We start from the raw sequence: 25,165 nt of genomic DNA, 5'->3' as shown, positions 1-25,165 counted from the left end.
GAAAAATCGAAGCCCAATAAAATCTATCCTCTTGCGATGTCGTACCAAACGCCACCGAAGTTTTTCAAGGTTACAAATTTCACGTCTGAATCCAGAACAGCGCTGGAAGTCATTACGATTTTTTCTGTTACAGAAGCAATCGTCAAGGCACTTTCTGAACCATAAATGGTTAATTCTGTACTTTCATTTCCACCGATGATGGAAGTTACTGTTCCAGCTGCACCTTCATATTTCTGAGTCTGTCCGTCTGCCAAATCAATAACCAATTCATCAAAGGTTACTGTTGCAACCGTATTGTTCGGGAAGTCAGTTACTCTTGCCAATTCTTTGTACAATCCATCTGGCTGAATCGCCATGATCAACTTGTACATGGTTTTCGGGGCAAAGTCTGCAGTCAGATCAAGATTTCCACCGTTTGTTCCTGTTTTTTTCAGGATCTTGTTAGTGTTCGTCATCAATTTATCACCGATGATCTCTACGATCGTTCCTGCAGGAAGTCCTTGCAACTTGGTAACATCTGCAACCAGTTCAGGATGCACATGCAATCTGTTGTAATTAATATTCACGGTTGCACTCATTGGAGCTCCAAATAATGGAACTGAAACAGTTGCTGGGAAAATTGGTTCATCATTAATCCAGATGAATTGTGCAATACCTTTGTAGTCATTGCTAGGTAAATCGAATCCTGAGAATACGAAACCAACACCAAATCGGTAATCTGCGAAGATGAAACTATCTCTTTTCAATTCTTCGATTTCATATTTGGACTTCTCAGCTGGTCTGTATTCCATGATCTCGATATTGTCTTTATCGGTAACGAACATTAAATTTGAACCTTCCAAATCTTCCAATCCGTAGAATTGAATATTTGGGTATCCATCAATATAATTCAACATGCTTCCGTTGTAATTATTATTGAGTTTATTAATTTCGTGATAAGCATCGCGAACTTTAACAAGATTCGATGGAGAAATGTATAAATACTGATTCGGACGTTTTTTGATACCATTCGGTAAAGATTCCACAAGACCTTTCACATAATCATAAGCATTCGCAGAACTGAATTTCCCAACTTTGGAAATGTATGGAGCAATTGTTTTCAAAACATCACGGAACATGAATAACTGATGTCTGATTCCAGACTGAGCATTCAAGTAATGCCCTTTCATTTTTATTCCCTTGATATTCGGCGCGAAAATTCCATTGACTGCACCTTCACGGTCTTCCTGTCTTGCTTTTTCATCGATTTTAGAAATCAAATAAGCAATGAACGTGTGTTTGTAAGGAGTGGATCCGTCAAAATTGAAAATAGTGTTTAACCAAGAATTCTCAAATTCCTGTAGTTGGTATCCGCTAAATTCCAAATCGATCTGAATTCTATAGATTCTTCTTGTTTCTGCTTGCAAAAACATTTCGAAACCTGGAGTCCAATCTGGCTTTCTAGCTTGGGTAACACTACCGATATCCATTACACCATCAGTAACTCGATCTAAAACACCAACTCTTTTTGGCCAGAATTCGGGTAAACCGTATTTGTCCACATACAGATCACGAAGAAATGTAGGATTTTGATTCTGATAATCTTTTAAGTCCTGATTTAACCGAGTTACCGTAGAAACATCAGAGAAATCTGTTGTAGCAGCAGATTTTCCTGCGGCTCTTTGATTCCAGTTTCTCCCTTCAAAAGCAAAGATTTTGTTTGAAGCTTCAGGATTGGTACCAAATAAATGCGTTGAAGTCGAGAATGAGGCGACCAAAGCCAAACCAACTAATCCAAGTCTGTTTGCATTCACGGCAGAAGGTTTGTCTTCTGGAGCTTTCATTAAAGCATCGATGGTTGCAGCTTGTTGCTGAACAACGTCTACCACTTTTTGTGCAACAGCGGTTGGAGTTGCAGGAACTGAAGGCGGACCACCTTCTTCACCACCTGCGTTTCCTTTCAGCACAGAAGCTAAAAGCGCGTTTGCTTTAATTTTTTCAGCATCTGCAGCAGCGGTTAAACCTTGCTCTTCGGCTAAAATATCATTGGCAGCCTTTACGAACGCTTCGTAATGTGTGCCGGTGTAAGTTGCCTGCAAGATTTTTTCCTGCTCAGCATCTAACGCCAACTTTCCATCTGCTCCTTTTGGGAGTTCTTTTAATCCCAGTGCGGAAAGTGCCACTGCGATCACTAATTGAAACTTTTCTTTCAACATGGTAATTAGAATTTATGGTTATTAATTTTCGTTTAATTCTGCTAAAGCCTGAGCTAATTCAAAGGCTTTTTTCTCGTTTCCGATACTGTCTATCAGACCGAGTTTTAAAGCTTCGGTAGCAGAAAATGTATCTGCACCGAATATTCTTTTATCATCGCTAATATTTGGTCTGCTTTCTTTCACATCGTTTGCAAAAGCATCCCGAATTGGTTTCAGTTCCGATTCTAACCGGGAGACAAACTCTTCATCTTTTCCCGCATAGAAATCTGCCATTGCTTTATTTTTTAATTCAGAACCTGGAGCATTGATGATTTTAATTGAGTAACCTTCTTTTTTCATGGCTTCGCGGGAATCAACCAAAATGCAGGTTGCGCCAATAGAACCAATACACGGAGAAATATCTCCTTTTGCCATGATGTGATCTGCAACCAGACAGGACATCCAGTAATGAAGGGAACAAAGATCATTGCATAAAACCACGATGGGTTTTTTCTTTTCTCCTTGAAATTCTTTGAAAGCGTTGATTGCGGGAACCGCTCCACCTGGACCATCAACTTCGAGAACAATTGCGGAAATTTTTTCCGAGTTGTTCATATACCGAAGCGCCTGTAAATAATCATCTGCACCGTAGGAACACATTCCTCCATAAGTCGTCATAGGACCAACCATTTGAAGATAACCGATTACTTTTTTTTCGTCTTGCTTCATTCCACCAACTCCGCCAGTAGTTGCTGCCATATAAGAAGCTTTGAAAGCTTCGCGGTCGATGGTTTCGCCTTTGTAGTCGCCTGTGATAAATCGGTTTGCCAATTTTTCATATTCAGCAACGTTATCGGTGTTGATTAACCATTTGCTTCGCATCAGGTCAAAAACGAGAGTATTAGTGTTCATCTGTAAAAATCTTGATGCAAAGATGTTTTACCAGTGATAATAAAGTTGTGACGCAAAAAAACCCGAAGTATTTAAATTTAAATAAGTTATATTAGATAAAACATATTTTAAAAAATGGAAAATACAACCGACCTTTTAGACTATTTAAAAAATAACATATCAACCTCCGAAAACGAAATTATGTTGAGCTATGATGACATAAAGAAAATGTTTGATACTCCTGACCACATTGTTGACCAGGCAATTGCACTTTTAATTAAATCTAATGTTTTAATATCTCAGGATAGAAGATTTAAAAGAGAATTTTTTATTTTCTAAAAAACTTTTGCTCGATTGAGAGTTTTTAAAATGTTGTTACAAATTATATCAATAATTATTTTTTCATTGCTCAATTTTGTATCACTTTTGAAAAATGAAATTAAGAGCCATCATTAAAGAAAGTCCGGAGCTCAGTGATCAGACAATTATTGTGATATTCGAAGGAGATGAAAGGAAACAGCATTTTGAAGTGAAATGCGAGTTTAATCCGTATCAGATTGGAATCCGTAAGTGGGATTCTTGGGATTTATGGATCAAATGGGAAAGTGAAATATTTACGGATGAGAAAACACAGGTGAAGTCTTATTTCACGCATTTAATTTGCAGCAAGGCGAAACCATTTTGCCAGGTTGGAAATGGAAAATGATTTTAGATGTACCTTTGAAATAAAAATGGCTGAATACTGTAAAAAATGCGCTCCAAAGCATGGTCATTATTTTGAAGGATATCCATGCTATTGTGAAGCTTGCGGGGAATATTTCGACAAGAAGGAAAATTGGTTTTCTAAATTCTTCAGATCAATTTACATGGAACTAGTTGCTATTAGATTTTTAAAATAAAAAATGTCCCCGACATTGCTGTCGGAGACATCGAAAAACATCTCATTTTTTTAGGGTTAGTAAATCAGAATATTTTTATTTTATCATATCATCAAAGTCTTGCAGAATTTTTGCTCCTACTTTTCCGAGCTGGTCTTTTTTAGAAATAATATTCCCTACAGCTGTGGTAGAAGTGATAAAATCTACTTCGAGTAAAACGGAAATTCCTGCTCCTAAATTTAGAATACCAATTCTGGAATGCTGAGAACTGTTTTCTCCTTTTACGCCCCGATTCGGAATTCCTAATATTGTGGAATATTCCTTTAAAAAGCGATTTGCCATTTTCCAACTTAGGGAATTTGAGTTTGCGAAATCTTTTTTATTGATGAAAGCTTCAATTCCGGAGGTGGTATTTTTCGCAGCTGCATTCAAGTGTATATCAAAAACTACACTTCCATTCCCTGGTTTAATTCGGGATTGGTATTGACGGTTGTTTTCCCAATCTTTATCCAAAATAATTTCTGAACTTCTGGAATTTCGAGCAATTGAATCCCGAATTAACTTGGTAACATCAGCTTCCTTATTTCCATGGGCAACCGCTCCTGAATCTGCATTATTATGACCTGCAGAAATAAATTGTTTGAAAGGTATTTGTATCATGATTTTTTACTTTTAAAATTTGGATTTACAATTTATTTTTTAACGTTTAAAATATTAATATTCGCGCCTACAACTCCATAGGTGTTGCTTTCGCCTGCAAAATCCCATAACTTTCCACCGCCGAGATAGGGCGATATAAAACCGCCACCATTGAAAATAGCGTTTAATCCGGCGCTTATTTGATTGTTGTTTTGATTATTAAATCCAACTTGAATTTGACCGTTCGCCTGCAGCTTAAAAATTGATTTTGCAGGTATCAATGTTTTTTTTAAATTCTCTACATTGGTGATCTTGATGTATGGGTTAGAAAATTTGAAAATATCCACGGGCGCTTCTTTTTGCCAAAAAAAATTAGTTTTTCTGCCACCACTTCCAGCATACAGATCGGTGTTAATTTCATATTTCGCGGGAAGAATGGTTCCTGCACTGTCGCGCTCGATTACAATATCTGTGTATTTGTCTTTAAATCTGATCTTTTCAGCTTTAGAAATCCGAATGGTTGAGTTATCCGGAAGTGTAATTGAAGCTACTGGAACCTGCCCACTTGCGACGGCTGAAATCTTACTCATATTTTCTACGGAAACTGCGGCTTTTTCAAGCGCAGGCTGCACATTTTCGTTATAATATTTTTCTGTTTCCGGCAGTACGATTTCAGTTCCTTTATTCTCTTTAATTGCTAAATCGGTGCTGTCTGCTGCTGAAAAAATTTCGGGCGGAATATAGTTAGTTTCCGAGCGTTGCAGTGGCGTTGTAGCTTGTTTTTTTGGGAACAATAAGAGATATGACAAAACTGCGACGACAATAATTAATCCTATGATTGTAATATTCTTTTTCATTTTGTGTATTTTTTAATTTTGTTGAGAAACGGTTGAACTTTATTTTTCAATTTTTCTGCAGAAAGGCTGTCTGCGTTCATGATGATGGTATCTTTTTTTAAGTTGCTTTGCTTCAAATTATAGGCGTTTTGGATTAATTGGCGGTTATCCGCGCGGTACTCCTTATTTTCTTCCTCACACTTTTCTAAGGCGGTATTGATTGTATCAACGACTTGATTTTCTTTGGAATTACTTTTTAAATAAAGAATAGAGACAATTCCCGCAAGTCCGTAAACCACGTAATTGAAAATGTTTTTGTAATTCGTTAAATCGGGTTTTTTATTCTCCATTTTTCTAAAGGTATTTTAAAAGTCCTTCATTTTTTCGGGTGTTCACCCAAGTTCCTTTTGTTAAGTCGATCGCATTTTTACAGTGGTCAGCATCAAGCTTATTTAAAATATTGACCAATCTTTTCCCGAAGAAAAAGCGGGAGAGTTTACCGGTTCCTTTGTCGGAAAGTGTACCATCGGCTTCATTTTTGCCAGCTGCGGAACTTATCATTTCATCTAAAACTCCAAACTTATAACCGTTTTCAGTTTTCAAATAAGCGTTCCAAAATGTGGCGTAATCTCTACCTGCGAAAGCATCTAAAGCCATGGCTTCTCTACGGTCATAACCTGCCATTTTTTCGTTGCGTTCTTTTTTAGAAAGGTGTTTGATCGATCTTTTAAATAAAGTTCTGTTCACGATGTTTACGACCGTAACTAAGAATATTGCGAGGAGCCAAAGTTTGAATGCTTTCATTCTAAATCTGTTTCCCATTCATTGGCGAGTAACCCAAAACTGCTTCCATTTTCTATCTGCCACTTCAGAAACGTAAACTCAACCGCTCTTTTATCAATTACATCAAAAATATGATTAGTTGTGAAGGATGATAATTGCGCTTCAATTGCTGTAACTTGTTGTCTGCTGAAAGATGAATTTTTTATAGGTGCAACTGTTATTGTTTCACCTTCATCATTGATATAATAATAGAATCCAGAAGGGGTTATTGTATCTTTCGTAATACAAAGTTCATTAATAATCATTCGCATTGTGAAATCACCGAGAACACGGTTATATTCATCGAACCTTTCTATTTTTCTTTTTGATTTGAATTTTAGCATTTCTTAAAATTTATTGTAATACATATTATAGTTTGAATCAGATAACATTGATAAATCATTTGGTAGAATAAAATCATCAGTTGGAATGGGTGTATAATTATTTGGCGTTAATTCTAAAATTCTTGAACTATAATTAAAAGGAGCAAAATATATTTTACCATTTGGTGCTAAAACACCACCTTCCCATTTATAAACACCTGAATAAATACTACCAATTAATGCAGTTGTTCCTGTTGTAGGATTTAATTCTAAAATTTGAGTGGCGTTTAATGGTGTAAAGTATATTTTACCATTTGAGGATAAAATACAGCACGCCCATTTTTCAGTATCCGAATAAACACTACCAATTAATACAGTTGTTCCTGTTATTGGATTTAATTCTAAAATTTGTGTAGCATTTATTGGTGTAAAATATATTTTACCATTTCGTGCTAAAACACCACCAAACCATTTTGCAGTAGCTGAATAAACACTACCAATTAATGCAGTTGTTCCTGTTGTAGGATTTAATTCTAAAATTTGAGTGGCGGCATAAGGCGTAAAATATATTTTGCCATTTGGTGCTAAAACTCCGCCCACCCATTTTGAAGTGCCCGAATAAACAGTACCAATTAATGCAGTTGTACCTGTTGTAGGATTTAATTCTAAAATTTGTGCTGCACTTGCTGGCGTAAAATATATTTTACCATTTGGGGCTAAAACACCACCCTGCCATTTATAAACACCTGAATAAATGCTACCAATTAGTGCAGTTTTTCCTGTTATTGGATTTAATTCTAAAATTTGTGAAGCATTCGCTGGTGTAAAATATATTTTACCATTTGGTGCTAAAACACCACCAAACCATTTTTCAGTACCCGGATAAACACTACCAATTAATGCAGTTGTTCCTGTTGTAGGATTTAATTCTAAAATTTGAGTGGCGGCATAAGGCGTAAAATATATTTTGCCATTTGGTGCTAAAACACCAGAAGTCCATTTATAATTGCCGGAATAAGTACTACCAATTAACTTTGAAATTTTTTGTCTTCCCGCTTCAAAAAACACTTGTGGATTAAACATAATTACCGATTTGAAATTTGTAAATAATAAGCATTTCCACTTCTTGTTAAGCATGCCGTACTTCCAACCGCACCGTTTAAAATAGCAGTTCCATCAACTTGAATCAAAGTCGCACCTGATCCTGCTGTAAAAGTTATAGATGCACTTCCTAATTTAGTATATGATGCCACAAAATTTGCATCACTTGAGGTTTCACAACTTAGATTAATCGCATTCACTCCATTAGAAATAATCACATTTCTACCTAATTGGCTTCGTGAATTTATTGTAGGAAGGGTATTAGTCGTAATTGAAACGGCAGTAGTGATTGTTATCTGTGAAACTGTTATTTCAGATAAATCCTTAGTGCTTCCATCGCCTAAAATAACTTTTGTATTTACGTTATTTGGTGAACTTGGTTTGTTTAATTTGGTGTTTTCAAGATTAGTATCTGCTAAAGCGCGATTGACGATTTCGGCATCGATCTGATTTTGCAGATAAGTAGGATCGAATTCTTCACCACTTAAAACACCCACAATTTCCAAAACATCCCTGCGGATTTTCACTTTACAACTCTGCTTATCTTTCAGTGTAATTTGCGAAGTAAATAAGAAAACATCTTCCTCAGTTACTGCTGCCGAATTTAAAGGTAAATCACTTCCAGTATTGTTATAAATCCAAAATTCTTTACCATCCCACGATGGCGAAGTATTTCTGTCAATTAATGAATTCCTGATGCCACCAATGGTAGGGCTTCCAATTTGCGATTCTATCCAATAACTTGATCTTAAGTCAAATGTATAAGGCAAAACCGTTAAAGCTTCAGTAAGTGTAATATTTCGCCATCCGTCTTCTTCTGTGTATTTAATCTCGGATTTTAAAAATCCATTGTCAATAATTTGCCCAGAATCACTGAAAATTATAGAAGCAACGAATAATCCTGTAAAATCGGGCGTAGTTGCTTGCTCACCCTCTATCCCTTCAGCTATATGAAACACACTTGCGTCTGGCAATGCATGAATGATTACTTGCTTAAGTTTTCCTGCTGATACGGGCGTGACTAGTTTTGCAACTATGGGAATAGGCTCAATATATTTGGCGCCGTTTATAATCGCGTAATTCTCACCGCTTGGGTGTAATCCTATTGTTACTGAATTGGAAGTGGTGGTGATTGGTCCTATTTGGTAGGAATCTGAAGATCCTATTCCCAACTTAGTTCGCCACGCCGCAATATGCGCGTCAATATTACTGGCATCAATCCGCGCCCATTTCGTAGGATCGAAACTGCCACTTGGTGGAACGTAAGGTCCCGGAACTTCCGGCGGTTCCACAATGCCACCATAAGAAAAGTAAATATATTCTGACCCAATTCGCTGCTCAAAGCTGAACGTAAACTTAGATCCGTCTTTACTGGATTTGTGGGTGCTGGTAAATATTAAAGGATTGGTAATTTCTCCCAGAAGCTTCCACGGTTCATCCGTTTTGCAACTTGGGATTAATACTAAATAAGGTTGTTCAATTTGGTTTTTTGCAAACTCCAAAGCTTCCAGTTCTGTTCCTGGATGAGTGCCCACAAATTTTGTCTTGTAGGTTTTCTCATCATCATCGCCCAAAACATCATAAGAAAACTCCTGAGAAGAATTGGTGAGATAAAGCGGCATCATTACGCAGTCTTCCTTCAGCACGATATCACCTTCCAAACGCACCCCTTTTTCATGCAGTGGCGGTAAATAATCAATATCACTTACCGCGATCAGGTAAGCGTATCTGCTGCTTATGGAAGGAGCGCCGGAGCCTTTTGTTTTATCAAGTCGCAAAAACTTCATCAGAGAATTAAATTTTTACAAAAATGCTTTCTTAATGTGGGTTTGGTTGTGACGCAAAAAAAAACCGCCCGGGATATACCGAACGGCCAAACACAATAAAAATAGCACTAAAGAAAATTATTTACGGCGAAGGTTGTTATTAAGAGAAAAGCAAAGCCCTTCCTTTTTTAATTTGTAATAAAGTTGTCGCAATTGTGCTTGCGTAAAATTGACTTCAAATAAATCATATTTATCAATGAATGCCAGTATTGACCTGGTTATACAATTTCCATTATCTACCCGTGCATCTACATAATGAAAAAAAGAATTCCGAAAATGCTGCTCGAAAATATTATTTACCGTTTCTGCAAATTCTTGCGGCAGATAAACGTAGGATCTTCCCAGGGATTCTATTTTATAAAAACTGCCTTTTGACACAAATCTTTTTCTGGAAGTGGCTTTCACATCTAGAAACATATTGAAGGTCTGGATATTTTTTACGGGATAATCTATCTTTTCTAAATGTTCCAGGAGAAAACTGCCGACGAAGGAATGTCCCGGGATATTCAGGATCTTGCAGCGGTACCCTGCAAATGATTTGGATTCGCCCTGCATTTCCGTCATGAGAAAAGAGACTAAATGCGGGCGTAATTTTAAAGGAACAATATTGCTGTTACTCATTCAGTGTAAAAGGAAATATCTGTGATAGCTGTGCTGAAAATCCTACCGTCTTTAAGTTGCTTTGGAACTCCACCTCAATGGGAGCGTTTAAAGCAATGTCATTCTTATTTAATCTAATCACTGCTCCAGTGTTAAGCGTGATCTTAATTTCTGCGAGTTTTGCAAAAGTTATTTTAAAGAGCTCCGCGCCCACAAAATTCGGGAAGTTAAAATCTAAACTCAGCGTGTAGATGGTTCCGGACGTGGTGGACTTGGTTTTTTCTGAAAGAGAAGCGGAACTTAGGGTAAAATACACACCATTGTATTCTGCACGCACAGATTCATCAGTAAATCCAGCTGGTGGAGAAATTAAAAACGAAGAATCATCCAAGGCCGAAACAAGTTCGATCCCAGAAATATAACGATTGCGGTATTTTCTTAAATAGTTCACTTTCCCAAAGATAACAATAAAAATGATATTAGGTTTAAATTTAAACTAAATAGTTTAAATCTGGTAAAACCTGTCATTTTTTTGTAAGATTGTAAGGATTGGTCTAACCCATTGATTGAATGAAAATTGACCCAAAAAATATTTTGTAAGGATGCCCTTTTTGGACTGTAAGGATTTTGTAAGGATTGTTTTCCTTACATTTTTTTTGTAAGAATCATAGAATCCTTACAAAATAAAAAGAGTGTTGTAAGTCCTTACAAATCGAGGTTTGTGGTACTTCCTTACAATCTTACAAAAAATAAACAATTTTGTTGGGGTGAAAGGGGAGAGGGGAAAAAGCCGACCAGCCTGCCTAGCGGAATGATTTGGAATTTTGTGGAAATAATACCAATAAAACCTAATGCCTGAGAATCGCATAAAAAAAACCGACAAGGTAATTGTCGGTTCTGGGGAGGTTGGGGAGAAGGTTATTCCTTTTGGGTATATTTTTTAATTGTTTTCACTGTTGCTGATTCAAAGTTCTGGATCTCGTTTTCTTTTAGAACCTCCAAGATGTTTGCATCGTCGGGCATTTCTATGGTGGTGGTTCCGCTTTTGCGGATGATGGTTAGGATTTTCATGTTTGAAATTATTAATATGGTTAAGAAAAGCTAAGCGAAGTTTGCTCAATTTCGTAGTTGGTAATCAGAATTTCTGTTCTTCGGCTCTTAATATTTGCACGATCACGAAGATAAATTACTTTCAATCCACGTTTTCCGGCTTCAGCAATTACAAAGGGATGATCGAACTCTGACATCGCAGATTTAATTCCGCAATTAATCATGATATCCAAACAGTCTTCTGTATCGGATCTGTTCCACTTTGGAACTTTGTAATAGTGTTCTGTCTCAAGATAAATTGGATCCAGATAAACGAAGCAATGTTCTTTTTCATTTCCTCTGCAGAAGGAAATTGCGGGTAAGACCTTGCGAAAATCCCGACTCACTATTTTCACATTCTGTAATTTTTTGAAAGTTTCATTTAAATTATCAAGAATTAGAACCTTTGAATTGTCAAGACCGACTCTTAAAGTATCTCCTTTTCCCATATATGTGAAATTTGAAAGGAATAGAAAACGAACTGCTTTTTTTACTGGATCCGATTCCGTTTTCTTTTTCCAGTGTTTAATTAAACTTTCAGATATCGGAACCAGAGTAATTTCAGTCCGTAATTTCTCCAGGTCATTTTGGATGACCAGATAAAGATTCGTAACATCATCATCAAGATCATTAACAATAGCGTATTTCGGCTCCGGAAGATGAAAGAAACTTCCGCCAGCACCGAAAAACAATTCAATTCGCATTCTATGTTTTGGGAAATATTGCGCTAAATCTTTTTTCATTCTTCGTTTATTTCCTAATCGTGTTAATACCATACTATTTTAGGGTCTTCTTAAATCCATACTGCCACAACTTGGGCAGCAAAGCTTCGTTTCTTTTTTTACGTCGAAATGATCACCGCAGCTGTTGCAGGTTCGCCACATTTCGTGGTTGGCGCTCCAGCCATTCTTCGAGGCAAATGTTGCCACCGTTTCCGGTTCTGGTTTCGGTGCAGGCTTCCAAAGGAAACCTGCGATGAAACTCTGCAGCTGATTTTTTCTCAGCGTTTTTAGGTTAATTATGGATGCCATTGTCTGCGGTTTTTTCGGGTTCCAGTGTTGTCTGCGCTTTTCTTACCACTTCTAGATTCCAGGCGACAAAATCCTGTGCAAATCTTTCGGAGCCTTCGTACTGGAAATATCTTCCCTGCAGATCTCCGTTTACTTTAATGTAATCACCTTCGCCCAGATTGGCAGTTTTCAGGATCTCCGTTTTCTTTCCCTGAAAAGTAACTTCGGTGAAGTTGGGATATTCCTGTCCCTGGTTAATCGATTTGCGGTCTAGCATAATTTTAGCGACCAAAAATTTTGCGGTGCCTTTTTCTTCGATGGCTCCAACTGTTAAGACTGTTCCTTGTAATTCCATTTTATAATTGTTTGGGGTTAATGTTGTTTCGGGCAATGATTAATTCACGTTGAAATTCTATTCGGCGCTGTAAAACCAATGTTATGGTGGCTAAATCTTTTTCCTGCAGCTCCATTAAAGTGAACATAAATTCACAGAGTTCTTTCGAATTATAAATCTTGCCAACAAATCGAAAGTAATTTTTCGGGGAAGCGAATTCGCGTTTTAATCCTGGATTAAAATCGAGGTCGCCTTGCTCGTGGAGATCGGTAAAAAGTTGGGCAAGACTTTCGTGATCTACAATGTTTTTCGTTTTCCAAATGAGGTCGCTTAAGACTTCTGGGGAATAAGTTGGTGTTATCATAATTGGGAATTTTATTTAATTCGATAAAGTTTTTCAAGTGATTCTAAAACAGAATCGATATAATTATCATCGCCTCGTTTCGAAATTTCAATTATTCTATCGATGAAATTTTGATTAATGATACTTTCGTTTCCAATTTCAGACAAAGAAAGTCCGCGGTTTCTGCATTCATTCAGAATAGTGATATCATTAAAATAATCTATTTCCCGCTTCTCATCTTCATCAATTAAACTGTATTGGTCTTTTGCCCAATCTTCTAAGTCAGTTTTCAGTCGCGGTAAAATATTATCTTGTTCCCAAGCCGTATGCTGATTTTGATGGTAAAAATGAGATCTATAACTGGCTTTTTTTTGAAACTCCTCTAAAGGCAATTCTTTAAACTCATTTTCAGTTCCGTCTTCTAGCGTTATTTTTACAATTTTCATAAGTCTATTTTTAAGTTGTTGTTTTATAAGGTTTCACCTCAATATCATTCACAAACACGTAATTGTTTTTCGGCATTTGCAGGAGCTCAATTTTAGTCTCAAGACTTTTTTCGTAGGCTTCCAAATCATTTTTATCTTTCGGCATGTCCTGAAAAATATCGAAGACCCTTTGAGCAGAAAGATTTCCTTCTTCGTAGAAATAACCAACTTTATTTCCCCCACGATACGCAATGACCACTATTTCGTAACTCGACTTTAAGCGAACGGCAACTACATCCAGGTTCGCCAGAACCAACTGATAACTGATGTAACCAAATTGTTTCATCAGCTCTTCTTTCAATAGGGGGATTTCTGTATTAGTCATGGATTCCTTTTTGGGTGGTTTCTTTTTCTTCTTCTGATTCTTCCGTTTCTTTCAGGTAAAAATGTTCTTCTGATTTTGAATTGTGCCATTTCATAAATCGACCTTCTTTGTCCTTTTTTTCATCGGGCAGATTGGGGCAAAACTCATAGCCATTTAATTCACAGAACTGTCTTACTTTGGATTTGAATAAGGTTGCAGAGGTAAACTGCACCGCTTTGTTATATGAAATCAAACTTTCCAACGCTTCTTTTTTCACCACGAACTTATTCATTTTGTCACGGAAATAATCTTCTGCCCATTCCAGGAATACAGGTCCCATTTCCGAAATAAGATTTCGTTTTTTGATGTTTCCAGAAGGTGCACCAATCTTGTTTTTGCTCTGCAGATAAAACTGTAAACACTGCACAGAGAAATTCAAAAATAAATTCCACTGAACATCGTCCCATTCTGTGAAGAATCTTTTGGAGAAATCATCCATCGGTGTTCGAGCCACAAAGTCATCACTTTCTCCATGATACCAATCAGAAAAAGCGCAGAACAGAATTCTTTCACTGGTAGAAGTATCTAAACCAAAAGGGGCGTAATTGGTAGTGATACAGAATTTTGGGGATTGGTGGAAAGGAATTAAATAGGCGTTCTGATTTTTAGGATTCACGTTTAAATCTCCAGTGATATCGGTAAACAATTGCTGGAAAGGGAAACGTTTATCTGCATCATCAAAGAGGACGTAATCGGTTTGATCGGTAACTCCATCGTAAAGGAAATCACTCTCCAACAATCCTTTTTTACGGGCTCCCAAATATTTGGAATTCATAAAAAGCCGAAGTGCATTATTTGAAAATAAAGATTTCCCGGTTCTACCATGAGATTCATTGTCATCTACTACTTCATTATCCATGATGTATAATGCCCAAGCTTTGGAGGGATCTTTGTAGCGGTGCAGCATGTAACCGAAAGAATATACTTTGTTCACGAAATGCAGTTCCTGTTCGTAAACCTGATCATCATTTAACCCAGTCTTTGCGTTTTCTTTTTTATAATTGTCTATGATGAAGCGGTTATCTTGCAAATATTCTTCGCGCTGCGTTCTGCCGAGTTCTTTTATTTCTTCTTTCCAGAAAACGCGACTTGTATTAACCATATAATTCATAAAATCGCAATCCTTTCTATGGATGGTTAAATCAAAATTATTATTGTCGTCTTTTTTAATGGTAAAAAATGGATTTCCAGTGGTAATTTTTCCATCTATTCGGTAGTTGGCTTCAATTTTTATTTTGGAAGAATCCAGTTCATGGCGCGTTTGCTTTTTGATGATGTTATTCAAGATGTCTTTTTCCATCACGTACCGGGAATAACCTTTGTTGATCTCGGTTACTTCATCTTTAGTGACTTCCCAAATAAATTTGTCGAAAAATAAATATTGAGAATTTGCGGTATGATCTGTAAAATCAAAATCTTTTGTTGGTAGGTTGATGAGTTTTTTATCAGAGACCGCTTCGGAACCAATCAGCATATTCAAAAGATCATCGGGAAAATACCGAAGTCCTTTTTCATGTTGTTTCAGATCTAAAAACTGATTAAAGAAATCTTTAATTTCCTGGGCAGAAACTTCGCGCAAAATATGTTTGTCTTGCTGCACAAAATAATAACCGTCTTTTCGGTTTTCATCTTTAATTCGGGAAAAACCGTTGAGCTTTAAAAAGTTGAAGGCGTTTTTGTAATTGACGGTATAAGTTGGTTCTCCTACAATTCTGCCTTCTTTGTTAACGCGCTTTTTTTCCGTCCAAAATCTCCCCGGTCGGGAAAGTTCCAGGAAACGTTTTACTTTTGATTTCAATTCAATTTGCAAAGCATCATCAAATTTGGCATTCACTTTCATGAAGTCTGTAAAATCCTTCATGGGTGATCCGCGGAAATCTTTTCTTTTGGTTAAAGATTCTGGCAACCAAGCGGTTTTGATATCCAAATGCTCCAGGGCTAATTTTTTACCCGTATCGAATCCTGTTGGATCAAGATCCGGAACGTTGATGATTTCTCTGGCATATTTAAAAAGCATTCCGATTTGGGATTCTGTAATTTCTGCCGTTTCAGAATTAAACCATACTACAATTTCACCTGTCGAAGCCATGTTCAAAGAATCCCGATCACCGGAACAGATAATAACGCGATCAATTTTGTTTAATAATATTGGAAGACTTTCATCATCTAAATTATCTTCATGAACAACTTGCATTTTATTGTAAGTGGATTTCAAATTTTCTAGACCGAAAATATGTTGCTTTGGTTTTTTGCCGAGATAGGAAAAACGGTATTTTTTATCGGAAGATTTTGGCTGATAAATTTTGACCCAAGTTTTTGCAGGTTTTGGCTGCTCCACTTTTACGGTTTTGTCTTTTCCTTCTAAAGTTAATTTCGGTTTCGCCTGATCGGTTATGATGAAACCGAAAATAGGGTAGGTTTCAGAGGAAGTCACGGTGTAAACATCGCATAATTCTTTTTGTTTCAGTTCATCGGACTTTAACCAGGAATAAGATTTCAGCGAGTAAAGTCCATGTTTTTGGCAGATTTCCTGCGTTACGAGTGGTCCCAAAACTTCCAGTTCATAATCTGTAAAATCTTTGGTTTCATAGGTGAAATTATCTTCGTTTAGTTCCACGGTCAATTCGTGAAATTTGCAGGAAGAAATATTTTTAACGGCGGTTTTCTTTTCATCGATCAAACCCAATTCTTTGCCCAGTTCCAGCAATGCTTCGAAATAGGTTCGATTGGTATAATGCGCGTAAATATGGATTCCGTGTTTAGAATCTTTGAAAAATCCACTTGCTTCGCCCCAATCTTTTACAAAGTAGATTCCGTCTATTCTGGAAATGTTTGCGCTTTCCGTGCCTTCTTTCCGGATTTTAAAATGTTTGTTCACATCTTTGAAATCCAGAAAGCGCTGAATAAGATCCAGTCCTCCATTGGTGGCAGCAAATATTTGATGTTGGTCTATGGGAAATTTGGACATTACCAGTGGGTTTTTATGATTGATTTATTGGTGAGGCGACGGAGAATTTTTTGGAGGCGTGGGATCATTCAGTTAGTTTTTTAAGTCTTATTTTTAATCTTTCAATGGTGTCGATATAAATTTGAAGTCCTTGACCTCTTGTTTTTTCATAAAACTTCAACTTATTTTCATTTAAGCGAATTGAATATTCTACATTTTCAATCGTGAGAGGATGGCAACAATGGGAGCCTGCAATCAAATCATACTTGTCGGAATTAATACTTTTCATTGTTAACTGTTTTCGATTTGCAATATTTTTTTGATGTTCTCAGGAAGGTTATTCTTTTCAAAAGTCAAATCTCCAATAGCTTCTAAAGCCATCACGGTAACTTTTTTATCTTCAATTTTTATGGTAGCAATTTGGCAAAGTGCTTTGCTTCTTTTTAGCTCCAATTCTAAAGATTCTGGGGTGATCTTTTCATCCATTAATCTTTCCATCATATCATCTAAGTGATCATTAAAATTCAGGTTAGCCATTTTCTAATTTTTTAATTATGTTTTTTAGTCTGCTTACTTTCTTAATAGAACTAATAAGTTCCGAAGGATATCTGGCAATGGTGTTTCGCGCCATCAACTCTTGGTTAGAAATACATTCTAAATTATCTAGGACACAATTCTTAGGGTTTTTGTCTTTAAAAATTACATTGAATCCTTTTCCAGCTTGACCGTGTTGATTTTCCCAAAGCCATTTGTGATATAAAAGCCATTTGTTATCGGAGATTTTTATGAAATAATAACCCAAACTTTCACGCCATCTCACTTCTCCAGCTGCACCAATATTATAAGGTGTATTTCCTTTCTTCCATAAACTGTCTTTCCATATTTGAATTTTCGCTTTGTTTTTAATTAAGTTTTCCATCTTTTTTCCTTTAGAAAAAGGAGTCATCCCTTTTTGAAATCTTGTAGATGGTGAAAGATTTTGCCCTTTTTTAATTCTCCCCGAGTTCTCAGACATTAAAAATTCAGGACTTTTTTTGCAGTTGTATCTTTTTGCGGTTGCATATATTTTGCGAACAGGAACATCATATTTAATAGCGAGAACTTCTGCTTTTGTATTTGGATAATCTTTGATAATTTCCTGCACATCTTCCGATTTTAAAAATTTATATTTCATAAATGTGAGTTTTAAAAATAGTGCGCCGTCTCAAACTCGACGCACTGGGTTAAAAAGAAAAGAAAGATCACAGCAAGCCTTCAAACAATAGTGTGAATACGGCGTGTTGTTTATTATTCAAGCCTAATTTTTCATAGAGGCCTGTTTTTTTTACGTGAAAGGTTCCGAGTGGATATCCTAATTTCTTAGCGATATTAATATTGGTATCGTCTCCGCAAACTTCCTGGAGTATGGTAATTTCTTCGATGGTGACAGATGCTCCGTTTATTTCGGCAGGTTTGCAGACAATATATTCTCCCGCACATTTGCCCCGGAAAGGACAGTGAGAATGGTCGTGGGTAATTTCATCATCATTGATGTCTGCAAAGAAATTCAGCGCACCAAAACGGCATTTGGCTAAAGTCTTTTGCTGCATCAATTGATTTTCTGGAAACCAGTGGTGCAAAATATTTTGCAGATCTTCTTCTTCGGAAATAATTTGGGCAAGTTCCGGATGATGGGAAACATCATCAAAGTTTTTAATAGATCCGTTATGGATCATCATCACATTTGGTCCGCTGTTAAAATACTCTTTGGAAGAGTCGAGCATTCCTGGGTAGAGTCGAGTATGTGTCATAAGTTAAAATTTTTATTGTTGTTGTTTTTGCAATTTATTCCACTGGGCAACGCGGTATAAGGCATTTATAATTGCTTCATTTTTAATACGGTACTTTTTTACAATACGGATGTAGGCCGGATCTACCTGCTTATCTTTCGGCAATAAATCCAGTACTTCTCTGGAATACTTCTCAGGTAAATTTTCATCGATAAAATCGAATGTTGCGCCGATATTCAAATGAATATCTTCTATAGGTTTATTATTTTCTAAATTTGTCATCGTAATACTTTCTTTTACGTAATACAAACTTACATCAAATAGTTTACTATTAAACCAAATGGTGTAAAATTATTTTGAAAAAACAGTTAAGACAATGAAAATCAATGCAAAAATTTTAAAATTCTTTCAGGAAAAAGGGATTTCAAAGAAGGAAATAGCAGACAGCTATGGCGGAACGTCGCAGAATATTTGGAATATTCTGAACAAAGAAAGCGGGAAAGTGCCCTTGGATTTTTTAATTTGGCTTGCGGAAAATCATCCAGAACTCAATATCAATGTATTGCTTCAGCCAGATACTGATGCGTCTTTGGTAAGTGAACCGTATAGCGTTTATGAGAAAAAACCTGCTACCAAAGAAGAAATATTGGCCGAAATTTCCAAAGTCCTGGATAAATATCTTTAATCTATGACACAATTTCGGCACAAGCCAAACCAAAGTGCTTAATAATCAGTCTGTATCTTGTTTAAAAATACTTCGGCACCGGGTACCAAAAACCTCTGTAATCATTGATTAACAGAGGTTTTTTATTTTAATGGGTGGCTTAAAGGTAGGTTTTTTAATTCCGTTAATTAGTTTTCCTGTTTTGAAGGAGTGAAATCTATAGAAATTTTTTTTGGCAAGTCTACGAAGTTGACATTTCTTATACCATTAGGTGAAACGTTGTTTTGACCGTTACAACAATTAACTTTTTTTTGACTTCTTTCAAAAACAAAATAGTAACTTTTTTTTGACTTTGAGTGAGTTTTTTAAGATATTAATTGGTTTTTTGAACAAAAAAATAGGCTCCTCTCATTCACTTTTACCACTTATTATCTTTAACCTTACACTTATTTTAAAAACGAAGACAATTAATAACTGTATCCTACAATCTGATTTTGGAGGTTTATAAAGCCTTACATTTGTAAAAATAAAAGGAGTTTTACTCCTTTTAAATTTTTTTTCATCATTTGTGTTAATCTCCTTTACTAGATTTTTGTAAAGGAGATTTTTTATTTTAATGCATAAATTTAATTTTAAAAAAGGATTGGAATTACGGAAAGGATTTACAAAAAAATGATAATCGTAAAAAGAACACGGGTGCTGATTTAAAATACCGCGCTATAAAATTTAAAATATATTTTAAAATGTTGTGACTCTTTTAATCTTAGTAATTTTTTCTTTCACTTTTTTTGTCAGAACAATTGAGTATAGTTAATTTATTTCTGCACACTCGGATTTACGTATTTTACCAAAAGATGACGTAAAATAATTTTAGTAAACGAAGTATTTACAATGCGCTACGATGCGCATTTATTTCTAATGATTGGTGCTGATTTTTGAAGCCAAAGTTTTAGCACCGAGAGGAATTTTACGATTAATTATAAAAAATTAATCAGACTATATAGACTCTTCTGGCGTAAGTAAAATTAATAATTGTGAGACACAACCGAAAAAATCATTGATTCAAAATATTTTTTTCATAAAAATTTTATTTTATTTTTTTAGATTTGTGCTTGATTGATATATGTTCAAATGAAACAACTCACAGCGGTAATTGTAGATAATGATTATGAAACTACAGAAATATTAAATTCTTTTGTGGAGGAAAATCATATTATTTTGAAAATTGTCGGTCATGGGTCGTCGGTTGAAAAAAGTTTGGATATAATTAAATTACATAAACCAGATGTCATATTCATTGATATTTCATCCAAGAATGAAAATTTGTCAGATTACATCAACGATTTAGATTTCAATCTTCCAAAATTTATTATTATATCGTCAAACGAACTTTATGCCTTAAAAGCGTTCAAGATAAATGCGATTGATTTTTTAGTTAAACCTCTTAATTTTAATGACCTCATCCTTTCAGTTTATAAAGCAATCAAACAGATTGAAATGGAATTATGTTTTCAGAAACAGCGGGTAAGTGAGGTAAATGCATTGACCACCATGTATCAAAACAATGAATACATCGCTATTTCTTCAATGGATAAAATTGAACTTGTTAGGATGGATGATATTATTTTTTGTAAAGCAGAAGGCAAATACACGGATTTTTTTCTTGTAAACGATAAAAAAATCTTATCCAGCAGAAATCTTGGCGAATATGCATCTATGATGGATCCTAATTATTTTTTCAGAATCCATCACTCATATGTTGTTAATATCAAACATATTACAAAAATATCAAAAAAGGACGGTTATAGTTGTGATCTTATAAATGGAACATCGCTTCCAGTTGCTAAACGAAGACAAGAAGAGTTTATTAAATTTATCAAACTATAACTATCATTGCTGTATAAACTAATAAAATCTATTTAAAAAAAATATTATGGAAAATCTAACGCAGCACGCGTTTGATAAAGTAATGATCATTGATGACAATGAATTAGATCTTTATATTGGTGCTAAATTAATTACCAATAACAACTTTTCAAACCATATTTTAGAATATAACAATGCTTCAGCTGCACTAGAATATTTGTCAGAAAATCAAGAAAATGCAGATTTATTGCCACAGATCATCTTTGTTGATATTTACATGCCGGTCATGGATGGATTTGAATTTTTAGAAAATTATAAATTGTTATCACCAAGCTTAACTGATCATTGTAAAATCATTATGGTCTCATCTACGATTGATGATCGCGATATTTTTAGGGCAAAACAAGATCGATCTATAAGTTTATTTGCGGTTAAACCAATTACCAAAAGTGTTTTTGATGGCATTTTGGCTTTATAAAAGTTCTTTCCTTATTTTGGTGGATGCCTTCTAAAAATTAAGATCTGAAGATCAATTTTTTGACTTCAATAACTTCACAAATAAAATAATGGCCTCAAAATTAATTAAAATACTACTGGTTGAAGCTTTTTCAGATCATATTGAAATGATTCGTCAGATCCTGGAAAAAGAATACAGTAATTATATTCTTGAGGTTACGGACACTAAAGAGGGTTTAAAGCAATATATTCAGAAACAAGATCCAGATATCATATTATCCAACAACAATTTTCCGGACTTTGAAGGAAAATCAATATTTAATTTGGCCAAAGAATTGGCTCCTCGAACGCCTTTTATATTTATATCTAAGGCCGCGAAAGAAAAATCATTGATCTATTTCTTCAGGAATGGTTTGGCTGATTTTATTCTAAAAGACCAAATAGAAGAACTTCCTTTTCGTATAAAAGCGGCTTTAGAAAAATTTGAATCTAAAAATTATTCTCGAAATACCGAAGATAAGCTCCAAGATCGCATTGCAGCAGTAGAACAAAAAGAGTATTTATATAGAACATTGGTAGAAAATACCGAAGCAATTTACACTGTTCTTGATGAAAATTTAAATCCCATTTATCGAAATCCGTTAATAGAAAAGATTACAGGATATACGCCTACAGAAATACATGGGTATGACATTTTTGAAATAATTCACCCTCAAGACAGGGGTTTAGTTTATGAATATTTAGATGAACTAAAAAGCAAGCATGGGCAATTTATTCCAACTTCTTTTAGATTGAAATTAAAAAATGGGAAGTATTGCTGGTTTGAAGGAACTGGTAATAACCAGTTGAGCAATCCCAAGTTGAAAGGCATTATTTTAAAATTTAGTGATGTCAGCGATCGCAAAAAAATAGAAACTGAGTTGGCAGAAAAAGAAGCCGAGTACCGCGCGATTTTCGAAAACAGTCTCAACGGAATAATATTATCTCAGATAGATGGCCAAATTATCAGAGCTAACCCTGCCGCGTGTAGGATGTTTAAAATGACCGAAAAAGAAATCATTAGTAAGGGCAGCGACACCCTTATGGATAAAACTGAGCACCGAATTGATTCTTTAATGACGCAACTTATTGCTAGAGGTAGCGCAAAAGGAGAAACTAATTTAATTCGCAAAGACGGAAGTAAATTTTTGGCTTCTGTTTCTGCTTCTAAATTTACCGATTCTTTTGCAAGAGAAAGGGTTTCTGTATCGATTCGTGACCTCTCTGAGCGTTTAAAATATCAAGAAAAAATAGATACCACAGACCATTTATTAAAAAATACGGTCAATCGGCTTAACAAAACTTTAGATGCTTCAATGGATGTCATCTGTACCATTGATGGCGATGGTAAATTTGCTGATGCAAATGCCGCTGCACTGAAAATTTGGGGATATACACCAAAAGAATTAAAAGGCACTCCATTTTTAGATCTAGTTTTTAAAGATGACCAAGAAAAAACAATAAGAGAGTACTCCGATGTACAACATGGTTTAGAAACCAATTTCTTTGAAAATCGATACGTCCATAAAAACGGCTCTATTGTCAATAACCTTTGGTCAGCCAGATGGGATGAGGAACTTCAATTAGCTTTATGCATTGCGAAAGATATAACTGACAGAAAAAAATTAGAAAAAACTATTCAACAGGAAAAAAAACGTTTTCAGGGTCTCTACGAGCAAGCGCCTATTGCAATGGGCATTTTAAAAGGGCCCAATCACATCTATGAATTGGGTAACCCACCCTATTTAAAATTAATATCAAAACTTGATATTATTGGAAAAACGGTAAAAGAAGTATTGCCGGAACTTGAAAGTCAGGGAATATTTGAACTTTTAGACCATGTTTACCAGACCGGCGAAACCTTTTCAGCTAACGAGATGCTCTTCCGATTTGATTATAATACCAATGGTCAATTAGAAGATGCTTATCTTGATTTAGTGTATCAAGCACATCGAGATTCTGAGGGAAATATTGACGGGGTCTTTTTCTTTGGAAACGATGTTACTGAGCAGGTGGTGTCACGAAAAAAAATAGAACGCATCAACAGTAAACTTAGTAGCCAAATTAACCTCACTCAAAACAGACAAGAGAAATTACTGATTGTCAATAAAGAATTATCTGATTTCAAATTTGCTATTGATGAATCCTGTATTGTAGCCATCACGGACCAAAAAGGAATGATCACCCATGCCAATGATAATTTTTGTACTATTTCAAAATACACAAAGGAGGAATTAATTGGTCAGGATCATCGTATTGTTAACTCTGGTTATCACTCGAAAGAATTTATCAAAAGTATGTGGCAAACCATTACCAAAGGTAAAATCTGGAAAGGAGAGCTGAAAAATAAGGCCAAAGACGGTACTGAATATTGGGTAGACACGACCATTATTCCATTTTTAGATACAAAAGGAAAGCCCAATCAATATGTCGCCACTCGGTTCGACGTTACGGAACGGAAAAAAGCAGAAATTGATCTCGATTTACAGAACAATAAACTGGTTAAAACTAATGCCGAATTAGATCGCTTTGTTTATAGCGTATCCCATGATTTGCGGTCTCCGCTCACCTCTATACTGGGAATAATTAATTTTATAGAAGATGAAAGTAGCGAACCTGAAACGATTAAGCATATATTAATGATTCGAGACAGTGTTTACCGTTTGGATAATTTTATTAAAAACATACTAAACTACTCCAGAAATAACCGTCTTTCAGTGAAAGTACAAAAAATAGATTTACAAAGAAATATTAATGAAATTATCAGATCTTATAGAGGTAATCCAGATACAAAAAACATAGAATTCATCATTGATGTAAATCAGCGGCAAGCATTTTATACGGATCAAATAAGATTAAATACAATTATTGAAAATTTAATATCCAATGCCATAAAATATCACAAAGAAGAAGGAACAAACAATTTTATTAAAATCACTAGCTCTTCCGATTCCAAAATACTTAAACTGACCATTACAGATAACGGCGTTGGAATAGATCCAAAGTATCATACTAAAATCTTTGACATGTTTTATCGTCTTAACAGTAGAAAAGAAGGTTCTGGTATTGGCTTATATATAGTAAAAGATACTATCGAAATTTTACAAGGTAGTATCTCAATTGAATCTGAATTAAATAAGGGAACATCTTTCGTTATTACGCTAAAAAACTTAAGGTCATATTAAATTTTTTAATTATTAGTAAAAGTGTAGCTAAATTTGAAACAAAAATAAATTAAAACTGATTTAAAAATCAATATAAAAAAGTTACAGAAGCCCTAAACACCGCTATTACAAGATTAAAGAAAGTTATAAAAAATAAGAGATTCACATAAAGTGGGCACCGGGTACCAAAAACCTCTGTAATCATTGATTAGCAGAGGTTTTTTTGTTTGCATAAATTGGTGGTCTATCCTCTTCACGCAGTTTACGTAAGTACAAATCCTTTTGAGGAAAGGAAAATTTTAAAAGAACTGATTTTAAAATAATCGTATTTCTTTAATTCCTTAAATATTTCCTTTTACAAATATTGCTGTCAAGTACAAAATTCTTCCCGAAACAAGAAATCGATTTGGAGTTTTACTTTTTGAGGTGATAATCTCTACATAGAATTTGAAAAGTCATGAAAAAGCAAGTTCGTTATAAAAAGGAACTTATCCATATTAATTAAGAAGTGTAATTCTGAAATTATTTTTTAATTCCTAGAAGTG

At 35.2% G+C, this 25,165-nt stretch carries 30 protein-coding genes; 6 read left to right on the top strand and 24 right to left on the bottom strand.

Translation table 11 applies throughout. The features are described from left to right. Window positions 1–23: 23 nt before the first annotated feature. A complete protein-coding gene (locus RCH13_RS02690; RefSeq protein WP_326985664.1) occupies window positions 24–2,195 on the bottom strand; it encodes a hypothetical protein in 2,172 nt (723 codons plus the stop codon). A gap of 21 nt (window positions 2,196–2,216) precedes the next feature. Beyond that, window positions 2,217–3,086 (bottom strand): S49 family peptidase, encoded by an 870-nt coding sequence (locus tag RCH13_RS02685; RefSeq protein ID WP_326985663.1) that lies wholly within the window; start codon window positions 3,084–3,086, stop codon window positions 2,217–2,219. A 114-nt stretch (window positions 3,087–3,200) separates the two neighbouring features. On the opposite strand from RCH13_RS02685, the gene RCH13_RS02680 reads away from it, so the two are divergent. Together RCH13_RS02680 and RCH13_RS02675 are read left to right on the top strand one after the other, a co-directional pair. Next, a complete protein-coding gene (locus tag RCH13_RS02680; RefSeq protein ID WP_326985662.1) occupies window positions 3,201–3,404 on the top strand; it encodes a hypothetical protein in 204 nt (67 codons plus the stop codon). Between the two features lie 94 nt (window positions 3,405–3,498). Next, on the top strand, window positions 3,499–3,771 hold the full coding sequence (locus RCH13_RS02675) for a hypothetical protein (RefSeq protein ID WP_326985661.1): 273 nt from the start codon (window positions 3,499–3,501) through the stop codon (window positions 3,769–3,771). 268 nt (window positions 3,772–4,039) lie between these two features. Here RCH13_RS02675 and RCH13_RS02670 read toward each other — a convergent pair whose 3' ends face one another. From RCH13_RS02670 to RCH13_RS02565, 22 genes are all read right to left on the bottom strand, one after another. Further along, a complete protein-coding gene (locus RCH13_RS02670; RefSeq protein WP_326985660.1) occupies window positions 4,040–4,603 on the bottom strand; it encodes an N-acetylmuramoyl-L-alanine amidase in 564 nt (187 codons plus the stop codon). 32 nt (window positions 4,604–4,635) lie between these two features. Beyond that, complete coding sequence (locus RCH13_RS02665) at window positions 4,636–5,439, bottom strand: hypothetical protein (RefSeq protein ID WP_326985659.1); 804 nt, start codon at window positions 5,437–5,439, stop codon at window positions 4,636–4,638. After that, window positions 5,436–5,768, bottom strand: coding sequence for a hypothetical protein (locus RCH13_RS02660; protein WP_326985658.1), 333 nt, complete (start codon window positions 5,766–5,768; stop codon window positions 5,436–5,438). Before RCH13_RS02660 ends, RCH13_RS02665 begins: the two co-directional genes overlap by 4 nt. Window positions 5,769–5,772: 4 nt before the next feature. Further along, on the bottom strand, window positions 5,773–6,222 hold the full coding sequence (locus tag RCH13_RS02655; protein ID WP_326985657.1) for a hypothetical protein: 450 nt from the start codon (window positions 6,220–6,222) through the stop codon (window positions 5,773–5,775). After that, window positions 6,219–6,584, bottom strand: coding sequence for a hypothetical protein (locus RCH13_RS02650; protein ID WP_326985656.1), 366 nt, complete (start codon window positions 6,582–6,584; stop codon window positions 6,219–6,221). Before RCH13_RS02650 ends, RCH13_RS02655 begins: the two co-directional genes overlap by 4 nt. Before the next feature lie 3 nt (window positions 6,585–6,587). Beyond that, window positions 6,588–7,646, bottom strand: coding sequence for a Vgb family protein (locus RCH13_RS02645; protein ID WP_326985655.1), 1,059 nt, complete (start codon window positions 7,644–7,646; stop codon window positions 6,588–6,590). 2 nt (window positions 7,647–7,648) lie between these two features. Next, window positions 7,649–9,451 (bottom strand): hypothetical protein, encoded by a 1,803-nt coding sequence (locus RCH13_RS02640; protein WP_326985654.1) that lies wholly within the window; start codon window positions 9,449–9,451, stop codon window positions 7,649–7,651. Window positions 9,452–9,568: 117 nt separating this feature from the next. Next, window positions 9,569–10,111: a hypothetical protein gene (locus RCH13_RS02635; protein WP_326985653.1), complete on the bottom strand. Its 543-nt coding sequence runs from the start codon at window positions 10,109–10,111 to the stop codon at window positions 9,569–9,571. Then, window positions 10,104–10,541 carry a hypothetical protein gene (locus RCH13_RS02630; protein WP_326985652.1) on the bottom strand — a complete coding sequence of 146 codons (438 nt, stop codon included), beginning with the start codon at window positions 10,539–10,541 and terminating at the stop codon, window positions 10,104–10,106. Before RCH13_RS02630 ends, RCH13_RS02635 begins: the two co-directional genes overlap by 8 nt. A 467-nt stretch (window positions 10,542–11,008) precedes the next feature. Further along, entirely contained in the window at window positions 11,009–11,161 is a 153-nt protein-coding gene (locus RCH13_RS02625) for a hypothetical protein (protein WP_326985651.1), read from the bottom strand. 20 nt (window positions 11,162–11,181) lie between these two features. Next, window positions 11,182–11,955: a DNA adenine methylase gene (locus tag RCH13_RS02620; protein ID WP_326985650.1), complete on the bottom strand. Its 774-nt coding sequence runs from the start codon at window positions 11,953–11,955 to the stop codon at window positions 11,182–11,184. Between the two features lie 6 nt (window positions 11,956–11,961). Next, window positions 11,962–12,210 (bottom strand): hypothetical protein, encoded by a 249-nt coding sequence (locus RCH13_RS02615; RefSeq protein ID WP_326985649.1) that lies wholly within the window; start codon window positions 12,208–12,210, stop codon window positions 11,962–11,964. After that, window positions 12,194–12,544 carry a hypothetical protein gene (locus RCH13_RS02610; protein ID WP_326985648.1) on the bottom strand — a complete coding sequence of 117 codons (351 nt, stop codon included), beginning with the start codon at window positions 12,542–12,544 and terminating at the stop codon, window positions 12,194–12,196. The genes RCH13_RS02615 and RCH13_RS02610 overlap by 17 nt, the downstream gene beginning before the upstream one ends. Window position 12,545: 1 nt before the next feature. After that, window positions 12,546–12,887 (bottom strand): hypothetical protein, encoded by a 342-nt coding sequence (locus RCH13_RS02605; RefSeq protein WP_326985647.1) that lies wholly within the window; start codon window positions 12,885–12,887, stop codon window positions 12,546–12,548. Window positions 12,888–12,898: 11 nt separating this feature from the next. Further along, window positions 12,899–13,312 carry a hypothetical protein gene (locus tag RCH13_RS02600; protein ID WP_326985646.1) on the bottom strand — a complete coding sequence of 138 codons (414 nt, stop codon included), beginning with the start codon at window positions 13,310–13,312 and terminating at the stop codon, window positions 12,899–12,901. A 10-nt stretch (window positions 13,313–13,322) separates the two neighbouring features. Then, on the bottom strand, window positions 13,323–13,676 hold the full coding sequence (locus tag RCH13_RS02595) for a hypothetical protein (RefSeq protein WP_326985645.1): 354 nt from the start codon (window positions 13,674–13,676) through the stop codon (window positions 13,323–13,325). Then, window positions 13,669–16,683: a hypothetical protein gene (locus RCH13_RS02590; RefSeq protein WP_326985644.1), complete on the bottom strand. Its 3,015-nt coding sequence runs from the start codon at window positions 16,681–16,683 to the stop codon at window positions 13,669–13,671. Before RCH13_RS02590 ends, RCH13_RS02595 begins: the two co-directional genes overlap by 8 nt. A 64-nt stretch (window positions 16,684–16,747) precedes the next feature. Then, window positions 16,748–16,951 (bottom strand): hypothetical protein, encoded by a 204-nt coding sequence (locus RCH13_RS02585; RefSeq protein ID WP_326985643.1) that lies wholly within the window; start codon window positions 16,949–16,951, stop codon window positions 16,748–16,750. A gap of 2 nt (window positions 16,952–16,953) precedes the next feature. Then, window positions 16,954–17,199 (bottom strand): hypothetical protein, encoded by a 246-nt coding sequence (locus tag RCH13_RS02580; RefSeq protein WP_326985642.1) that lies wholly within the window; start codon window positions 17,197–17,199, stop codon window positions 16,954–16,956. Beyond that, window positions 17,192–17,836, bottom strand: a complete 645-nt coding sequence (locus RCH13_RS02575; RefSeq protein WP_326985641.1) for an HNH endonuclease signature motif containing protein — start codon at window positions 17,834–17,836, stop codon at window positions 17,192–17,194. The genes RCH13_RS02580 and RCH13_RS02575 overlap by 8 nt, the downstream gene beginning before the upstream one ends. 67 nt (window positions 17,837–17,903) lie before the next feature. Next, complete coding sequence (locus tag RCH13_RS02570) at window positions 17,904–18,452, bottom strand: LuxR C-terminal-related transcriptional regulator (RefSeq protein WP_326985640.1); 549 nt, start codon at window positions 18,450–18,452, stop codon at window positions 17,904–17,906. Between the two features lie 12 nt (window positions 18,453–18,464). Next, window positions 18,465–18,713 (bottom strand): hypothetical protein, encoded by a 249-nt coding sequence (locus RCH13_RS02565; RefSeq protein WP_326985639.1) that lies wholly within the window; start codon window positions 18,711–18,713, stop codon window positions 18,465–18,467. A 94-nt stretch (window positions 18,714–18,807) separates the two neighbouring features. On the opposite strand from RCH13_RS02565, the gene RCH13_RS02560 reads away from it, so the two are divergent. The 4 genes from RCH13_RS02560 to RCH13_RS02545 all read left to right on the top strand — a co-directional run bounded on the left by RCH13_RS02560 (window position 18,808) and on the right by RCH13_RS02545 (window position 24,641). Beyond that, on the top strand, window positions 18,808–19,116 hold the full coding sequence (locus RCH13_RS02560; RefSeq protein ID WP_326985638.1) for a hypothetical protein: 309 nt from the start codon (window positions 18,808–18,810) through the stop codon (window positions 19,114–19,116). 1,110 nt (window positions 19,117–20,226) lie between these two features. Beyond that, on the top strand, window positions 20,227–20,982 hold the full coding sequence (locus RCH13_RS02555; RefSeq protein ID WP_326985637.1) for a LytR/AlgR family response regulator transcription factor: 756 nt from the start codon (window positions 20,227–20,229) through the stop codon (window positions 20,980–20,982). Between the two features lie 46 nt (window positions 20,983–21,028). After that, window positions 21,029–21,439 (top strand): response regulator, encoded by a 411-nt coding sequence (locus tag RCH13_RS02550; protein ID WP_326985636.1) that lies wholly within the window; start codon window positions 21,029–21,031, stop codon window positions 21,437–21,439. An 88-nt stretch (window positions 21,440–21,527) separates the two neighbouring features. Continuing rightward, window positions 21,528–24,641, top strand: a complete 3,114-nt coding sequence (locus RCH13_RS02545; RefSeq protein ID WP_326985635.1) for a PAS domain S-box protein — start codon at window positions 21,528–21,530, stop codon at window positions 24,639–24,641. Window positions 24,642–25,165: the final 524 nt, after the last annotated feature.

It is taken from the genome of Chryseobacterium sp. MP_3.2 (assembly GCF_035984805.1).
Taxonomy (GTDB): Bacteria; Bacteroidota; Bacteroidia; order Flavobacteriales; family Weeksellaceae; genus Kaistella.
The sequence above is the reverse complement of the archived record's forward strand: the minus strand, read 5'-3'. Positions and strand labels throughout refer to the sequence as shown.

Excerpts from the sequence above, each read along its gene's own strand:
- RCH13_RS02650 (WP_326985656.1), bottom strand. The coding sequence starts at position 6,584 with ATGCTAAAATTCAAATCAAAAAGAAAAATAGAAAGGTTCGATGAATAT.
- RCH13_RS02590 (WP_326985644.1), bottom strand. The coding sequence starts at position 16,683 with ATGTCCAAATTTCCCATAGACCAACATCAAATATTTGCTGCCACCAAT.
- RCH13_RS02655 (WP_326985657.1), bottom strand. The coding sequence starts at position 6,222 with ATGAAAGCATTCAAACTTTGGCTCCTCGCAATATTCTTAGTTACGGTC.
- RCH13_RS02665 (WP_326985659.1), bottom strand. The coding sequence starts at position 5,439 with ATGAAAAAGAATATTACAATCATAGGATTAATTATTGTCGTCGCAGTT.
- RCH13_RS02545 (WP_326985635.1), top strand. The coding sequence starts at position 21,528 with ATGGCCTCAAAATTAATTAAAATACTACTGGTTGAAGCTTTTTCAGAT.
- RCH13_RS02645 (WP_326985655.1), bottom strand. The coding sequence starts at position 7,646 with ATGTTTAATCCACAAGTGTTTTTTGAAGCGGGAAGACAAAAAATTTCA.
- RCH13_RS02580 (WP_326985642.1), bottom strand. The coding sequence starts at position 17,199 with ATGGCTAACCTGAATTTTAATGATCACTTAGATGATATGATGGAAAGA.
- RCH13_RS02660 (WP_326985658.1), bottom strand. The coding sequence starts at position 5,768 with ATGGAGAATAAAAAACCCGATTTAACGAATTACAAAAACATTTTCAAT.
- RCH13_RS02560 (WP_326985638.1), top strand. The coding sequence starts at position 18,808 with ATGAAAATCAATGCAAAAATTTTAAAATTCTTTCAGGAAAAAGGGATT.
- RCH13_RS02675 (WP_326985661.1), top strand. The coding sequence starts at position 3,499 with ATGAAATTAAGAGCCATCATTAAAGAAAGTCCGGAGCTCAGTGATCAG.
- RCH13_RS02680 (WP_326985662.1), top strand. The coding sequence starts at position 3,201 with ATGGAAAATACAACCGACCTTTTAGACTATTTAAAAAATAACATATCA.
- RCH13_RS02595 (WP_326985645.1), bottom strand. The coding sequence starts at position 13,676 with ATGACTAATACAGAAATCCCCCTATTGAAAGAAGAGCTGATGAAACAA.
- RCH13_RS02690 (WP_326985664.1), bottom strand. The coding sequence starts at position 2,195 with ATGTTGAAAGAAAAGTTTCAATTAGTGATCGCAGTGGCACTTTCCGCA.
- RCH13_RS02570 (WP_326985640.1), bottom strand. The coding sequence starts at position 18,452 with ATGACACATACTCGACTCTACCCAGGAATGCTCGACTCTTCCAAAGAG.
- RCH13_RS02635 (WP_326985653.1), bottom strand. The coding sequence starts at position 10,111 with ATGAGTAACAGCAATATTGTTCCTTTAAAATTACGCCCGCATTTAGTC.
- RCH13_RS02685 (WP_326985663.1), bottom strand. The coding sequence starts at position 3,086 with ATGAACACTAATACTCTCGTTTTTGACCTGATGCGAAGCAAATGGTTA.
- RCH13_RS02640 (WP_326985654.1), bottom strand. The coding sequence starts at position 9,451 with ATGAAGTTTTTGCGACTTGATAAAACAAAAGGCTCCGGCGCTCCTTCC.
- RCH13_RS02555 (WP_326985637.1), top strand. The coding sequence starts at position 20,227 with ATGAAACAACTCACAGCGGTAATTGTAGATAATGATTATGAAACTACA.
- RCH13_RS02620 (WP_326985650.1), bottom strand. The coding sequence starts at position 11,955 with ATGGTATTAACACGATTAGGAAATAAACGAAGAATGAAAAAAGATTTA.
- RCH13_RS02600 (WP_326985646.1), bottom strand. The coding sequence starts at position 13,312 with ATGAAAATTGTAAAAATAACGCTAGAAGACGGAACTGAAAATGAGTTT.
- RCH13_RS02625 (WP_326985651.1), bottom strand. The coding sequence starts at position 11,161 with ATGAAAATCCTAACCATCATCCGCAAAAGCGGAACCACCACCATAGAA.
- RCH13_RS02610 (WP_326985648.1), bottom strand. The coding sequence starts at position 12,544 with ATGGAATTACAAGGAACAGTCTTAACAGTTGGAGCCATCGAAGAAAAA.
- RCH13_RS02585 (WP_326985643.1), bottom strand. The coding sequence starts at position 16,951 with ATGAAAAGTATTAATTCCGACAAGTATGATTTGATTGCAGGCTCCCAT.
- RCH13_RS02575 (WP_326985641.1), bottom strand. The coding sequence starts at position 17,836 with ATGAAATATAAATTTTTAAAATCGGAAGATGTGCAGGAAATTATCAAA.
- RCH13_RS02670 (WP_326985660.1), bottom strand. The coding sequence starts at position 4,603 with ATGATACAAATACCTTTCAAACAATTTATTTCTGCAGGTCATAATAAT.
- RCH13_RS02550 (WP_326985636.1), top strand. The coding sequence starts at position 21,029 with ATGGAAAATCTAACGCAGCACGCGTTTGATAAAGTAATGATCATTGAT.
- RCH13_RS02615 (WP_326985649.1), bottom strand. The coding sequence starts at position 12,210 with ATGGCATCCATAATTAACCTAAAAACGCTGAGAAAAAATCAGCTGCAG.
- RCH13_RS02565 (WP_326985639.1), bottom strand. The coding sequence starts at position 18,713 with ATGACAAATTTAGAAAATAATAAACCTATAGAAGATATTCATTTGAAT.
- RCH13_RS02605 (WP_326985647.1), bottom strand. The coding sequence starts at position 12,887 with ATGATAACACCAACTTATTCCCCAGAAGTCTTAAGCGACCTCATTTGG.